Origin of the sequence: Veillonella sp. 6_1_27 (assembly GCF_000163735.1) — a bacterium.
Classification (GTDB): domain Bacteria; phylum Bacillota; class Negativicutes; order Veillonellales; family Veillonellaceae; genus Veillonella; species Veillonella parvula_A.
Genome location: NZ_GG770216.1, coordinates 619,973 through 634,422, shown reverse-complemented (window position 1 = coordinate 634,422; position 14,450 = coordinate 619,973). Strand labels below are relative to the sequence as shown.

Annotated in this window: 17 protein-coding genes; all 17 read right to left on the bottom strand. The window is 40.2% G+C overall.

The annotated features are described in order from the left end of the window. Positions 1 to 5: 5 nt before the first annotated feature. A complete protein-coding gene (locus HMPREF0874_RS06845; RefSeq protein WP_008602598.1) occupies positions 6 to 773 on the bottom strand; it encodes a M48 family metallopeptidase in 768 nt (255 codons plus the stop codon). Between the two features lie 245 nt (positions 774 to 1,018). Further along, a complete protein-coding gene (locus tag HMPREF0874_RS06840; protein WP_039965274.1) occupies positions 1,019 to 1,783 on the bottom strand; it encodes a DUF3969 family protein in 765 nt (254 codons plus the stop codon). A 137-nt stretch (positions 1,784 to 1,920) separates the two neighbouring features. Next, positions 1,921 to 2,793, bottom strand: coding sequence for a hypothetical protein (locus tag HMPREF0874_RS06835; RefSeq protein WP_008602594.1), 873 nt, complete (start codon positions 2,791 to 2,793; stop codon positions 1,921 to 1,923). A 38-nt stretch (positions 2,794 to 2,831) separates the two neighbouring features. Further along, on the bottom strand, positions 2,832 to 3,329 hold the full coding sequence (locus tag HMPREF0874_RS10130) for a hypothetical protein (RefSeq protein ID WP_008602592.1): 498 nt from the start codon (positions 3,327 to 3,329) through the stop codon (positions 2,832 to 2,834). A gap of 36 nt (positions 3,330 to 3,365) precedes the next feature. Further along, positions 3,366 to 3,719 carry an immunity protein YezG family protein gene (locus HMPREF0874_RS10125; protein ID WP_008602590.1) on the bottom strand — a complete coding sequence of 118 codons (354 nt, stop codon included), beginning with the start codon at positions 3,717 to 3,719 and terminating at the stop codon, positions 3,366 to 3,368. A gap of 45 nt (positions 3,720 to 3,764) precedes the next feature. Next, positions 3,765 to 4,145 (bottom strand): hypothetical protein, encoded by a 381-nt coding sequence (locus HMPREF0874_RS06825; protein ID WP_008602588.1) that lies wholly within the window; start codon positions 4,143 to 4,145, stop codon positions 3,765 to 3,767. Positions 4,146 to 4,311: 166 nt separating this feature from the next. After that, complete coding sequence (locus HMPREF0874_RS06820; RefSeq protein ID WP_008602586.1) at positions 4,312 to 4,773, bottom strand: helix-turn-helix domain-containing protein; 462 nt, start codon at positions 4,771 to 4,773, stop codon at positions 4,312 to 4,314. Positions 4,774 to 4,819: 46 nt separating this feature from the next. Further along, complete coding sequence (hemL, locus tag HMPREF0874_RS06815; protein WP_008602585.1) at positions 4,820 to 6,124, bottom strand: glutamate-1-semialdehyde 2,1-aminomutase; 1,305 nt, start codon at positions 6,122 to 6,124, stop codon at positions 4,820 to 4,822. 9 nt (positions 6,125 to 6,133) lie between these two features. Then, a complete protein-coding gene (gene hemB, locus HMPREF0874_RS06810) occupies positions 6,134 to 7,108 on the bottom strand; it encodes a porphobilinogen synthase (protein WP_008602583.1) in 975 nt (324 codons plus the stop codon). 9 nt (positions 7,109 to 7,117) lie between these two features. Beyond that, positions 7,118 to 8,626 carry a uroporphyrinogen-III C-methyltransferase gene (gene cobA / locus HMPREF0874_RS06805; protein WP_039965272.1) on the bottom strand — a complete coding sequence of 503 codons (1,509 nt, stop codon included), beginning with the start codon at positions 8,624 to 8,626 and terminating at the stop codon, positions 7,118 to 7,120. Then, entirely contained in the window at positions 8,623 to 9,561 is a 939-nt protein-coding gene (gene hemC, locus HMPREF0874_RS06800) for a hydroxymethylbilane synthase (protein ID WP_039965270.1), read from the bottom strand. The genes cobA and hemC overlap by 4 nt, the downstream gene beginning before the upstream one ends. Before the next feature lie 4 nt (positions 9,562 to 9,565). Next, positions 9,566 to 10,837, bottom strand: a complete 1,272-nt coding sequence (gene hemA / locus HMPREF0874_RS06795) for a glutamyl-tRNA reductase (protein WP_004696829.1) — start codon at positions 10,835 to 10,837, stop codon at positions 9,566 to 9,568. Further along, the gene (locus tag HMPREF0874_RS06790; protein WP_008602580.1) at positions 10,806 to 11,453 is read right to left on the bottom strand and encodes a bifunctional precorrin-2 dehydrogenase/sirohydrochlorin ferrochelatase; all 648 of its coding nucleotides are present in this window, start codon (positions 11,451 to 11,453) and stop codon (positions 10,806 to 10,808) included. The genes hemA and HMPREF0874_RS06790 overlap by 32 nt, the downstream gene beginning before the upstream one ends. A gap of 57 nt (positions 11,454 to 11,510) precedes the next feature. After that, complete coding sequence (locus HMPREF0874_RS06785) at positions 11,511 to 12,296, bottom strand: RNA-binding protein (RefSeq protein WP_008602577.1); 786 nt, start codon at positions 12,294 to 12,296, stop codon at positions 11,511 to 11,513. 2 nt (positions 12,297 to 12,298) lie between these two features. Continuing rightward, a complete protein-coding gene (gene proC / locus HMPREF0874_RS06780) occupies positions 12,299 to 13,093 on the bottom strand; it encodes a pyrroline-5-carboxylate reductase (protein ID WP_021148481.1) in 795 nt (264 codons plus the stop codon). Positions 13,094 to 13,119: 26 nt separating this feature from the next. Continuing rightward, a complete protein-coding gene (locus HMPREF0874_RS06775; protein ID WP_004695224.1) occupies positions 13,120 to 13,617 on the bottom strand; it encodes a cell division protein SepF in 498 nt (165 codons plus the stop codon). Between the two features lie 53 nt (positions 13,618 to 13,670). After that, a complete protein-coding gene (locus tag HMPREF0874_RS06770) occupies positions 13,671 to 14,357 on the bottom strand; it encodes a YggS family pyridoxal phosphate-dependent enzyme (protein ID WP_004695221.1) in 687 nt (228 codons plus the stop codon). Between the last annotated feature and the right edge of the window lie 93 nt (positions 14,358 to 14,450).

Sequence of the window (14,450 nt, the reverse complement as noted above, 5' to 3'; positions counted from 1 at the left end):
CTCCTTTAAGGGCGATGAGCAAAATACACGTTCAATGACTTCTTACGAGCCTTCCAATCTGGCAAAAACTGTGCCACGAGATTGTGAAAGTTCTTAGAATGGTCTAAATATTTAAAATGGGCAAACTCATGAACCATAACGTATTCAATATACGCCTGTGGCCCCTCTAATAATCGGGTGTTCATCTTAATGAGCTGCTTTGCTGGCGTACAAGAACCCCAACGACTCTTCATACGCTGCTGTTTTATGGTTGGCATAGGCACATCGATATTGTAATTTTGAAAGCGTTGATACACGACCTTCGCCCAATGGACAAAGACCTTCTCCCCTAAATTACGCCAATAACTTTGCATTAATTTATGCTTCGCTTCATAGGGCGTACCACGAGGCACAACCATGGTAAGAATCGCCTTCCCATCAAAGCCGATATGAGGCTTTCCATCCTGCTCAACTAGGCGCAACGTAACGGGAATGCCGAGGATGGATAAACTTTCACCATTCACATACTGCAATGCATCGATGCGCTTGGCATTCAATGCATCAATCTTGTAACGAGCCCGCTCAATGAAGGGCATATTCTCGATGACAAACTTGTCCACCACATAATCCGGCACATACCCATTCGCCGACACATGGATCACACCATCCTTTGTAATGCGCATGTTCATGTTCTTCACACGCTTGATGGTTAACTCATATTCAATTCTGTCGCCATTATAGGTAATAGACCTAGTTGTTGAAGTATTCATACCTTTTATTTTATCATAAAACACTCATGAAAACGTAGAATTCTGGTAATTTTAATAGAACTACTTAGATTTTAATCAATACTGATTTTTATTAGTTTTCAATATAAAAATGACACCTATACCAGTCCCTTATGAAAGGTATAGATGTCATTAAAATAAGCTTATAACATTTAACACTAAATATTATTTAAGGATAGAAGTTAATAAAGGTTAATCCCAAAATTAAAAGTAATCATAAGTATAGAACCAACTTAATAATCTTTTAGAATCTATAATCCCAAGTCTATAAACTTCCCTAAAACTTTAATTTGCCAGAACATCCCTCTAGTAGCTTTTAAATCAATGTCTGTTTTTAACTTATCAAAACTCACATCATAAAATGGTAATAATACCTGTAATGATGCTAATTTTGCTTTCATAGTAATTAATTCTTTACTTAATTGCCCGGATATATTAGTATCAACTATCTCCTGTAAATTGGAAATACATGCTTGAAAATCTTCATTCTGAATACGTTCACACGTATATATTTCAGACAAATAGGTCTGTTTAATACAACTTAAGATTGATTCAGAAATGAATTCAGGTTTTTGTAAGACTTCATACAATCCTAACAAAAACAACGCCCAAAATATCTCCTCTACATAATCGGTAAAGAAATAGATACCGAACTTCTTTTCATCATGTGTAGAAATCTTTAACGCTTCAGATAAAGTATTACCCTCTAACTCCCGTTCTATTAAAGCAATCCAACTACTGCATTCAATATCATCTAACATATCATTTAATGGTGGTATAGGAATCCTACGAGCCATCCACTCATCAACATCCTCTAAACTCATCCCATCTCCAATAATATTTAACAATTTATCGGACAGATGTGCTTTTCTACACATTAATCGAATTAACATACTAAATATGTAATATTCTAGAATGGTCAAATCAATATAATTTCGTCTATATGCCTTAACAGCGCCCAATATAAAGACCATTAAAAATGTATCTAAACTTTTTTTATTTTTAAAATAGATCATATTTATACCTCTGTCCACTAATTTATTTTAGCTTTCGATTTACTGGTTTATCATTAACCCTTTTTATTTATAGTAATAAATAATATATATTCTTTAGCCAGCCTCCCCAACTAAGTATGAATACATTGAAAAGTTAATCACTCTAAATAGTTTTCTAACCTCATTTTATGTTCTGGTTTTAAGCTCATATTATCTCGTGCAGTGACTAACTTAACAAATAATTCTTCTATAACCTCCTTATCCTCTTTACTAAATTGACTATAATGATCTATAGCTATAATTTTATCTTTCAATTGTTTATCATGATTTCGTTCTTTGATTAATTCATTAATACTAAACTCTTTTGATTTACTAGAAACCGTTTCATTAATAAAATTATAATTTAATAAGTTATTAGAATAGTACTTCCATACTATACCAGTTTCTAAATCTATCTTAGTAATGCTTCCAAAATCAACATTATAGAATATATTATTAGAAATTTTATACGTATCAATTTTCGATAATTTAGATCCTGTAGCTAAATTATAAATTCCACGGGTTTCGTAAGAAAAAAAGAATGGAAATCTAATGATACTTCCCTCCTCTATAGGAATTCTTTGCCTAAAATCAGCATAAAATTTGCTTTTCCAAACTTCCTGTTCCGAATCAGAAAAACGACTAAATTCTGGATATACATTAGTAATGTCATTTATTCTGATTTCATTAGATGGCTCTTTATGTAATATAAATACATGTTCGTTATTTAATTCATTATATACACCAATACCATTTGTAGTTATATAATATATTTTCCCTCGTACTTCATCAAAACCAAGAACATTAGAAGCAATTATATTAGTTGGCTCTTTGTAATATATTATACCTCCCCTCAGATCCAAATAGTGGATAAATGGATGCATAAAGTTTGTAGCAAAGAAAAGCCAACCGCCAAAAATAATACCTACTACTATTAAACAAGAAAGAAGTATTCTCTCAAGCCATTTTTTTGAGTTTTTTCCTATCTGCATGAAAGCTTATCCAATCAATTTCATCAACGAACTTAAAATTATTTATCTCCATAAGTTAGCTCTAAAGATACCTCACCATTAGAGGTTAATGTATATACTAAACCAGAGAATGGGTTTTGATTATAGAATTTAAAAGTCTCAATCATCGCTACAACTTCATTTTTTAAATCATACATAATTTCCGAAATAATAGCAGGCTCTTCATCATTATTTTCCACATACTTTGTAATACATGAGTCATCCTCAGTTTTATAAACCCAAAGCTCTACAAAGGGATTATTAACATTCATATCAAAGTGTAATTTAGCACGATGCCAATTTAGAGGCGTTAACTTGTATATACTTTTGGCCACTTTATTATAATGTTTTTCAAGTTCTGATTCTAAGCTTTTATGCTTTAACTTAAACGCCTTATCAATGGCAGTATAATTTTTTGCTAATACACGAGACTCCATATCTTCCAATAATAAAACACCTCGTGGACCTTTTAGCATTTCTTTATATACATTCGGATCAAATTCATCTTCATTTTCCAAAATACCAAAGTTTTTATATACCCACTTATATCTATTTTAGAGCCAGCAATCGTCAGTTACAGGATCATTATGAAATTCACAATGGGGCTCATAATCATCGCGTGAAATATACATTGTTCCCCAAGTCCACTTCTCAATCGATGCTTCGTGTAATAATCTAACATTCGTTAAAATATCATACATCCCCTGTTTCATTCGTTCGCTATTTTCATCAGAAAAATTATATATAAATTCACCATATTGAATAATAGATCCACCTGGCGTTTTTATATAATAACAACCTGATGTTGATCCTAACTCAGAACATTCAAAATACAAATAAATTTTATACCAATGCTTGGGCATTAAATCAACTAATATATCTCTTATTTTATTAATGTATATATTCATATGTACTCCTATTAATTTTCACTTTTCCAATTAAATTAAATCTATTTAAATCTTGATGAAATTAAATACAAACATACATGTTGCTATAAAAAATATTGGCAATATAGAATAAAAATCTTTTTTAGCTTTTTTAATGAGCATTACTTTCACGTCAGGTGATAAACTACAATCCAATTCAATAGCAGGAACTCTTAACCACATTTCTAATAAAAACAGAATTACAGATGTCAATTCTATTAAAAACCGCACTAGTCTAGAATATCCTGCAAAAATAATATATAAGAAAATTATCACACCTAAAAGCAGCTCTGAAATTAACAAAGATTTTGAGCGTTTAATTTTAATATGCTGTAATGTGAAGTATGGATTTTTAATGAAATACAGACAAAATAAAAATGCTAAAAATCCTGCAAATACTACTATCATAGCTTTCTCCTGTAAGACTAGTAAATATTTATTCCACGTCTATAATTCAATTATATGTTAAACTAATGTATACCACCAACGAATATTTTATTATATACGGCAAAAAAAGCACCATCTATCGAGGGACGACTTATGTTTCGTTTAGTCCCTAAATAGATGGTGCTTTTTATTTTAGATTCCGTCGTGCCGCCAGACTACCAGCACTGCTAGCTAGTCCAGCCCGATTGATATGTGGGTTCCCATGTTTGTACGTCTTTGGCTTGCTGTCTTTATCTTCTACTTTTGATTTCTCAAATTTAGTAAATAGATTGTCTAGCTCACGCAAGAGCGCACGTTTTTGTGAGTCTTTCAACTCGAATACTTCACCTTTATAGGCGATGTATTTATTTTTTAATACAGGACTGAGATCATAGATGGGCTCGTGTTGTTCTCCATTTACATCCAACAGCTCATCCAAGGTCAATCCATAATATCGAGACAGAGCACAGAGTGTATCTAAATCTGGTTCGCGATACCCTGTTTCGTAATTTGAAAGCGCCGCATTACTGATACCTACGGCCTTTGCTACTTCGATTTGGCTTTTACCCATGCGCACGCGAGCACGCTTTAAGTTCTTGTAAAACTGCATGTTCATCACCTGTATCGATACATAAACAACTACAAACTATAACTTCTTATAATAATGTATCACTGATTTTTTTGAAAGCTTCATCAGCAACGGCTAATGTGCGTTCCACTTCACTGCTCTTATGGCAGATAGATACGAAATTACTTTCATAAGGACTTGGCGCATAGTAGATACCATGACTCAAGTTATGGTGGAAGAACATTTTAAATTGTTCTTCGTTGCAAGATGCTGCATCATCAAAGTTCTTAACTGGTTTGTCAGTAAAGAAGATGGTGAACATAGAGCCTACTCGTTGCACAACAACAGGCACATTGTATTGTGCCGCCAATCTTTCAAAGCCTTCGCAAAGGGCAATCGTCGTATCTTCTACTTGTTTAAACACCGTTGGATCCCGTTGCAGAATGGAAAGTGTTGCCAAACCAGAAGTAACAGCAATAGGATTACCACTCAATGTACCAGCTTGGTAAATAGGACCAGCTGGAGCAATTTGGTTCATAATCTCACGAGAGCCACCGAATACAGCAAGTGGCATGCCGCCACCAACGATTTTACCAAGGCATGTAAGGTCCGGTTTGATATTGTAACGTTTTTGAGCCCCACCGCTGCTAGCACGGAAGCCACACATGACTTCGTCAAAAATCAGTATAGCACCGTGAGCCTTAGTTACTTCACGCAAGGTTTCGAGGAAACCTGGTTCTGGAGGCACACAACCCATGTTACCAGCTACAGGTTCAACGATGATTGCCGCAATAGTATCGCCCATATCGTCGAATAATTTACGAACCGCATCAGAGTCATTGTATGGCAATGTTATGGTATTTTCTGCTACGCCTTGTGGAACCCCAGGGCTATCTGGTACACCAAAGGTAGCAAGGCCAGAGCCAGCTTTTACCAAGAGAGCATCGCTATGACCATGGTAACAGCCTACAAATTTCACGATGCGATCACGACCAGTATAGCCACGAGCAACGCGCAAGGCACTCATGGTAGCCTCTGTACCAGAGTTTACGAGGCGGATAACCTCCATGGATGGCATGAAGGCTTGTATCTTTTTAGCCAATTCTGTTTCTAGTAATGTAGGCGCACCATAGCTAGTACCGCGAGGAATAGCCTCTTGTAGGCTCGCGATAACCTCTGGGTTCGCATGGCCCAAGATCATAGGGCCCCAGCTCAATACATAGTCGATGTATTCGTTATTATCGATGTCATAAATACGGCTACCACTGGCACTGCTAATAAACGGAGGGTTGGATCCTACGCTGCGATAGGAACGAACAGGACTATTTACGCCGCCAGGCATATAACGTTTAGCCTCGTTAAAGGCCTTTTCAGATTTACCGAGTTGGAACATAGTTCCTCCTTATTGTTGTAACCATTTAGCAATATCTAAGGCATGGTACGTAATGATGATTTTAGCACCAGCACGCTTCATGGAAAGCATTGTTTCCATAACTAGGCGTTCTTCGTCGATAAGACCAGCCGCTGCGGCAGATTTAACCATCGCATACTCGCCAGATACATTGTATACTGCAACCGGCAATTCATAGCGGTCACGCGTTTCACGAACGATGTCCAAGTAGGACAAAGCCGGTTTAATCATGATAATATCCGCACCTTCAGCGATGTCGAGTTCGATTTCTCTGAAAGCTTCCAAGCGATTGGCTGGATCCATTTGATAAGATTTACGATCACCAAATTTTGGCGCAGAATTAACAGCGCCGCGGAACGGACCATAGTAAGCAGATGCGTATTTTGCAGCATAGCTCATGATGGATACATTGGTATAGCCTGCCGCATCAAGGGCTTCACGAATGGCACCTACACGACCGTCCATCATGTCGGATGGAGCCACCATATGTGCACCTGCTTCCGCTTGGCTCACCGCTACTTTACAAAGCAATGGCAATGTTTCATCGTTCAAGATTTCATGGTCATCGATCATGCCACAGTGACCAGTAGAGGTATATTGACACAAGCATACGTCAGAAATAACCAAGAGATTTGGCACGGCTTCGCGGATGGCTTTGATGGCTTGTTGTACTGGTTGGGACATATCCCATGCAGAGGAACCTTGCTCATCTTTGTATGTAGGAATACCAAAGATTTCTACACCACGCACACCAAGATCATACGCCTCTTGCGCTACTTTCACAGCCTCATCAACAGACAAATGATATTGCCCTGGCAATGTGTCGATTTCTTTTTTGATACCTTCTCCAGGCACAATAAATAATGGATAAATCAAATCAGTTACGTCGAGTGTCGTTTCGCGTACCAAATCTCGCATTTCTGGATTGATACGCAAGCGGCGAGGACGGTATGTTAAATCGTACATGTAATCCTCCTAAATATCTTTTACAATAGCGTTTACTAAGCCATCAGTTGTATATACATCACTAATGATAGCCGGTTTAAGACCTGCACTCATAGCCGTAGCAGCCGTAATTGGACCGATGCAAGCCACTTTAGTATTGCCTAATAGCTCTAGTGCATTGTCGCCCAATAATTGGATTGTATTTGTTACAGTAGAAGAACTTGTGAAGGTAATGTAATCTACATTGCCTTCTGTTAACGCTGTTACTAATGCTTCTTGTTGAGATGTATCTTGTGTAGTTTCGTATAAACGCAAGATATCTACATTCATATCGCGGTGACGCAAGCAACGTGGAATCACATCGCGTGCTACCTTTGGTTGAATCAACAGTACAGAATCCCCTGCATTGAGTTCTTCTTCAAGAGCCTCTACAGCAGATTCAGCCTTATAGTCTACAGGAATGATATCCGGTACGATGCCATATTTTTGAAGTTCACGAGCTGTAGCACAGCCGATAGCCGCCACTTTAGAATTACCTAAAGCACGTGTATCTTTGCCTTCTTTATATAGAGCATCAAAGAAGTAGCGAACCCCTTCACCAGATGTGAATACGATGCATTGGTATTCTTTTGTATTGTTGATGATGCGTTTATCTTCCTCAAACAATTCCAATGGAGATGTTTTAATTGCTGCTGCTTCCACTACATTAGCACCTTGAGCCGCTAATTTTTCACGGAATGCACTTGCTTGGGAGCGAGCGCGTGTGACTACGATAGTTTTGCCGAATAAAGGTTTATTATCAAACCATTGTAATTTTTCACGAAGGTTGACAACATCACCTACTACGATGATAGCTGGCGCTTTCAATTGAGCCTTTGCTACATCTTCAACGACATGTTCAAGGGTAGAAACTAATACCTCTTGTACTGTTTTTGTTCCCCACCGAACAAGCGCTACAGGTGTAGAAGCTGCTCGCCCATGAGCCATCAACTTTTCTGCAATGACAGGCAAGTTACCAACGCCCATTACAAAGCAAAGTGTATCTACCGCCGTAGCAAGGCCTTCCCAATGAATGCCAGATACTGCTTTTGTAGGATCCTCATGACCTGTTACCACCGCAAAGGATGTAGCCATAGCGCGTTGTGTTACAGGAATACCCGCATAAGCAGGCGCTGCGATGGGAGATGTTACACCTGGCACGAATTCAAATGGTACACCGGCTTCGCCAAGAGCCATCGCTTCTTCACCACCACGACCGAATACGAGCGGATCACCGCCTTTTAATCGCGCTACAATTTTGCCTTCTTTACCTTTTTGGACTAATAGCTCATTGATTTCCCATTGATGCATTGTGTGATCTTTACACTGCTTACCAGCGTAAATCAACTCTGCGTCTGGGCGCGCCCATTCTAACAAATGAGCATCCGCTAAATAATCATATACAATTACATCTGCCTTTTCGATGCATTCACGACCTTTTACAGTGATGAGTTTAACATCGCCAGGGCCCGCACCAATTAGATATACCATACCTGTCATTTTATGATTCCTTCCTCTATGAGAGCATCCACAATACGTTTGCCCCCTTCTTCGTATAAAGCTTTTGCAAGGTTTTTCCCAAGAATTTCACCTTTTTTAGCAGGGCCAGAGATTTCCCCTTCGTACACAGTTTTTCCATCGAGGGATGCAATCATGGCTTTCAAGGTTAATTGTCCTTTATTTATGGTACCATGCACCCCCATTGGCACTTGGCAACCTCCATTTAGTTGACGCAAGAAACTGCGTTCCCCTTCAACGGCATAGCGCGTTGCTTCATCGTTGATAGGAGCCAACATATCAAGCATTTCCGCATCGTCGGCGCGGCACTCAATAGCGAGAGCCCCTTGACCTACGGCAGGAATCATTTCATCAGCCTTGAAGACTTGTGTGATTTGGTCTTCTAAACCTAATCGTTTAAGCCCTGCTTGAGCCAAGATAACACCATCTAACTTTTCCGTTTCGATCTTGCTCAAACGAGTCTGTACATTACCGCGAATAACCTCTACCTTTAGGTCAGGTCGAGCATGCAGTAACTGCGCTTGCCGGCGTAAACTGCTGGTACCAACGCGAGCTCCTTGTGGCAATTTGTCTAGTGTTTTATACACGGGACTCACCAGCGCATCATAAGGCACTTCACGAGCAGAAATAGCCCCAAGAGTGAGGCCTTCTGGCAACTCTGTAGGCATATCCTTTAAGCTATGTACGGCGATATCGATATCGCCTTTATGCATAGCCTCTTCTAGCTCAGCAGTAAATAAACCTTTACCACCAACTTGAGCCAGTGGTTTCTCTAGGATACGGTCACCCTTTGTATTAAAGTGAACTAGCTCTACCGTAATATTGGGGTACAGACGTTGTAATTCTGCACTAATATGTTCAGCCTGCCATAGGGCAAGGGCACTTTTTCGCGTGCCGATTCGAATATGATCTCTCATGGCATTAGCCTTCTTTCTCAAGATTAAACATATCTTTGAATAAGTCCCAGTACAGACCTTCTTCCTCCGTACCAGCAATTTCGTTGAAGTGAATCATCGGTTCACGCAACATTTTGCGAATGATCATGCGACTCATCGAGTCCATAACACGGCGCTCTTTATCGGAAATATCTGGTAATTTAGCTAATGCGCGATGTAATTCACGACGGCGAATACGCTCCGCTTTTTCTGTAAGCAATGCCATCATCGGACGCACTGTTAAATAGCTTAATTTATCCAATAGCTCTTCAATAGCATCGTGAATAATAGGTTCTGCCCGACGAGCTTCCTCTTCGCGCTGCGCCTTATTTTCTTCTACTACACTTTCAAGAGAATCAATATTAAATAGATAAATACCGTCCAAGTCTGCCACCGCAGGGTCGATATCGCGAGGCACCGCTATATCGATCATAACGATAGGTTCACCTTTACGAAGAGTCGTAATTTTCTTGGCTTCTCGTTCCGTAATAATATAATGTGGTGCCCCTGTAGATGTGATAAGAATATCCGCATCTTTAGCATAGTCTACAAAGTTATCGAGCTTAACAGCTTTACCATTAAAGCGTTCCGCTAACATTTCAGCCTTAGCAAAGGTTCTATTAGATACGAAAATCGTTTTTACACCCTTCGCTTGTAAATGTGTAGCCGTCAACTCGCTCATAGTACCTGCCCCTAAAATGAGTACCGTAGCTTCAGATAATGGCTTATCTAAGCTATCCTCAGCTAGGTTAACAGCGGTGTAACTAACGGATACAGGCGTATTTGCAATGCCCGTATTGGTACGCACCTTTTTACCAACCCCAATAGCACGTTGGAATAAAATATTAAATATTGTGCCCGTACAGCCTGCGCTATAAGCTTGAATATAGGCTCCTTTTAATTGGCTCAAGATTTGACCTTCCCCCAACACAAGGGAATCAAGGCTAGCAGACACACGGAATAGATGTTCAATACAGTCCCGTTCTTCGTAGAAGAAGAATGCATCTGCATCAATATAATCTGCGCCTTTTAAATCTTTTAACACTGCCAACATGTAATCCTTTGGAAATTCTACGCCTTCTAAAGCAGCATAAATTTCCGTTCTATTACAGGTGGATAATATAACGCATTCTGAGATACAGTCAAATTCATAGAGGCGGTTTAGTGCGGCAACTACCTCGTCTTTATCAAACGAGAAACGTTCACGCACCTCTACAGCGGCACTTCTATGATTTAGACCTAATACCACTAATTGCATGGTTAAGTTTCTCCTCTATAATCGTCCACTCTCCCTTGAGAATGGCTTCAAATGTTTCTACCGTCAGATTGTCTCGCCAAAATTTCTGTCGAGCCTCTGGAGTAGGAAGCAGTAACTTTACTTCTTCTCTAAATATTTTAAGTCTAGGCATAGCCTTTTGCAACTGACCATAACGATTCATCATATCTTGTCGTACGAGACGATTAATACGAGGGCCCACATTATTGGCGCTAATAGCAATATGAAGATCGCCTAGCTCAAGTGATGAAGGTATGGTAAACCTACACGCCCCAGGGTCATCACTGCGGTTGGTCCACACGTGATGCTTTTTGCCAAGTGCATGCAACGAATCGTTCAATTTATGATTATCTGTGCAGATAAAGAACAAACTGCTCGTGATGATGAATTGTTCATCATCACTGGTGAAAGCACGGTCCCACCAAATGATGCGCTTTTCTTTTGCCCATTGGCCAATCCTATCCGTCACAACAGGAGCGATAACAACAATGTTACAAGGCTCCTCAATAAAGAGCCGTATCCGTCGTTCCGCTACTTCTCCGCCGCCTACGAATAGGATTCTATCTTCAGTTGTAGGTTGAAATGTTATGGATACCATGGCTGTCCTACCATATATAAAAAAATCGGCTTGATGGTCAAGCCGATTTTCAACTGCCTACATAAATCGTTTCAGGTATACACCGATACGCCCTTTACGAGAGGTACCTGTAATAGCTTCTACCTTAATTCGGCCACGACCACGCATGGATATAACATCCCCTTCTTTAACTTCTTGGGATGCCCCCTTAGCTGGTTGCCAGTTTACTTGTAATAAGCCCGCATTGATAGCACTCACTAGTTTAGTGCGCGATACACTAAAGCCAGAGCTGGCTACCGCATCTAAGCGCAAAGAGGCAACAGTAGTGCGGACTTCTTTAATTTTTTCTTCTTTTGGTGCTATATCTGATAACTCAATAGCCTCTACAGATACGGAAACCATAGCAATTTTCGTAAAGTTTTGAATTACGAAATCAGCCACGCTTTCATCCACCATAATCTGAGCGCCCCCTTGTTGGACGATAACGTCCCCAAATTTGGAGCGATCAATGCCTAGGCCCATTAAGGAGCCAAGCACATCGCGATGAGTGAGCAATCGGAACCGAGGGTCCCAATTCACCTTAAGGGCGCGAATGCCCATATCCACAGTACCGTTAAAGTCGCTGTCTACGAAAGCGATACGAATGCGTTCCGCCCCTTCATAGCCACCATCAGTTTTAACTGTTAACTGTGGGTAATTAGCCTTAATAGCATCTGCAATAACAAGGCCTGCAGGACTCGTAAAATCCGCCACACGGTATGGGCGACCTTTTACGACCTGCTCAGCCAAATCTAGCATGCGACGAGCTTCCTCGCCACTGCCACTGGCCTCGAAATATCGTATTAATTTACTAGTATCTGCCAAAATTATTTCCCCAACTCATTCGACCGAGCAAGACATGCTACTACGCCATCTTGGAGAGCACTGCGAAGTCCACCTTTTTCCATGGCACCAATACCAGCAATGGTGGTGCCACCGGGGCTGGTCACTTGATCTCGTAGTACTGCTGGATGATTGCCACTTTCAAGAGCCATCTTACCTGCACCGTACATTGTTTGAGCAGCTGCCTTTATGGCTAGCTGACGTGGCAAACCAATGCGAACACCCGCATCAGCCAATGCATCGAGGATGACAAACATATAGCCAGGTCCCGCACCAGATAGTGCGCCTAAGCGGTCCAAATCGGCTTCGCTCACCACTGCTACCTCGCCTACAGCCTCAAATAAGGCTTGTACAGCACGACCTAGGTCAGTATTCACATCATCCCCGGCAAGTGCCGTCATACCTGCACCGATAGAAGCCGGTGTATTTGGCATAGCTCTAAACCAGTTAGCTTGTGGAATCGCCGCATCAAGAGTATCTAATGTGACGCCTGCGGCAACAGAAATCATAACAGTCCCATAAGGTACTTCTTTTAAAGTCTCTAACACAGATGGTAACACTTGTGGTTTCACAGCCAATAGAATAGTGTTGTACTCGTTTACATTAGGCAATATAGTAAAACCTACTACACCAAGCTCCTCTGCAAGAGCCTTACATTGTTCTTCGCGACGCACTAGAATGTGTGTATCACAGGCTTTCAATACACCATGCTGTAATGCACCGCGCAATAGAGCGCCCCCCATTGAGCCAACGCCTATACATAGGGTTTTACCTAACATAGTTATCACCACCATTTATAGAGAGATTATTTGTTTTCCCAAGAATATTCGTTTTGCTCAGTTGTGTTGCTTTCATTGTCATTATAATCAATGGAAATATTTACAGGTACACACATGAAAATGTCTTTACCTACTTTTTCCAATTTGCCATCCAATGCATAGGTCGCACCAGATACGAAATCTACAATACGAGCTGCTTCATGAGGGTCTGTATTTTCAAAATTAATCAATACAGGACGCATGTCGCGCAATTGATGTGTAATATTTTCAGAATCTTCAAATACTTTTGGTTCAATTACAACTACTTTCATAGCTGTTGGACGTTGTGTCATCGTAGATTGGCCTCCTACCTTGCGTGGATGAAATTCAGATGCGCCGGACACGGGAGCCGCTGTTGCTACTGGGGTAGGTTCAGCTTCGTATTCCTCTTCATCTTCGTATTCGTAATCATCATATTCATAGTCATCATCAGTTCTGCCTAAGAATAAGTTTTTTGCTTTGTCTAAATAATCTCCCAATGCCATTTGGATTTCCTCCTAATACAATTAACGCTTCCAATTATCAGGTAACCCGAACCTTAATAATATACACGTTCCCCAAAAATTGCTGTGCCTACACGAACGATGTTAGCCCCTTCTTCCAAAGCGACCTCAAAGTCGTGAGTCATCCCCATAGATAAATATTGAATCTGCCCTTCTTCAAAGTAGCGTTTCATATCCTCAAACAAGGCATTCGCTACGCGAAAGATTGGACGAGCTTCCTGTGGATCATCGAAAAATGGCGCCATACACATCAAGCCCCTTACGCGTACATGAGGCAATGTTTTTGCATAATCTCGTATTTCCGGAAACTCTTCAACGGTCATTCCCGTTTTAGAAGCTTCGCGGGCCACATTGACTTGCAGTAATACATCTTGTATTTTATCGTGCTTTGCAGCAACCTTTTCGATTTCATCTAATAATTTACGGCTGTCTACAGAATGAATTAAATCAAACATAGGGACCGCTTGGCGCACCTTATTGACCTGTAAATGACCAATCAAATGCCATGTTAATTGTGGCCCCTTATAGGTTAGCTGTTTTTCTTTGGCCTCTTGTACTCGATTTTCCCCTACATGAGTGACACCGAGCCGTGCGACCTCTTCCACAGCTGACACAGGGTGGTTCTTTGTAACCGCCACTAATAATGCTGTATCTACGCGACCAACACGCGCCATAGCATCAGCCATGCGCTGCTGTATAGCGTGTAGGGATTCTTCAATCATGTGAATGCCCCCTTCAATCTATATATCATAATCATCAAATATATTTGTATAGACTATTTTATTATATAGTATTTAAGGTCAAATGTACATGAT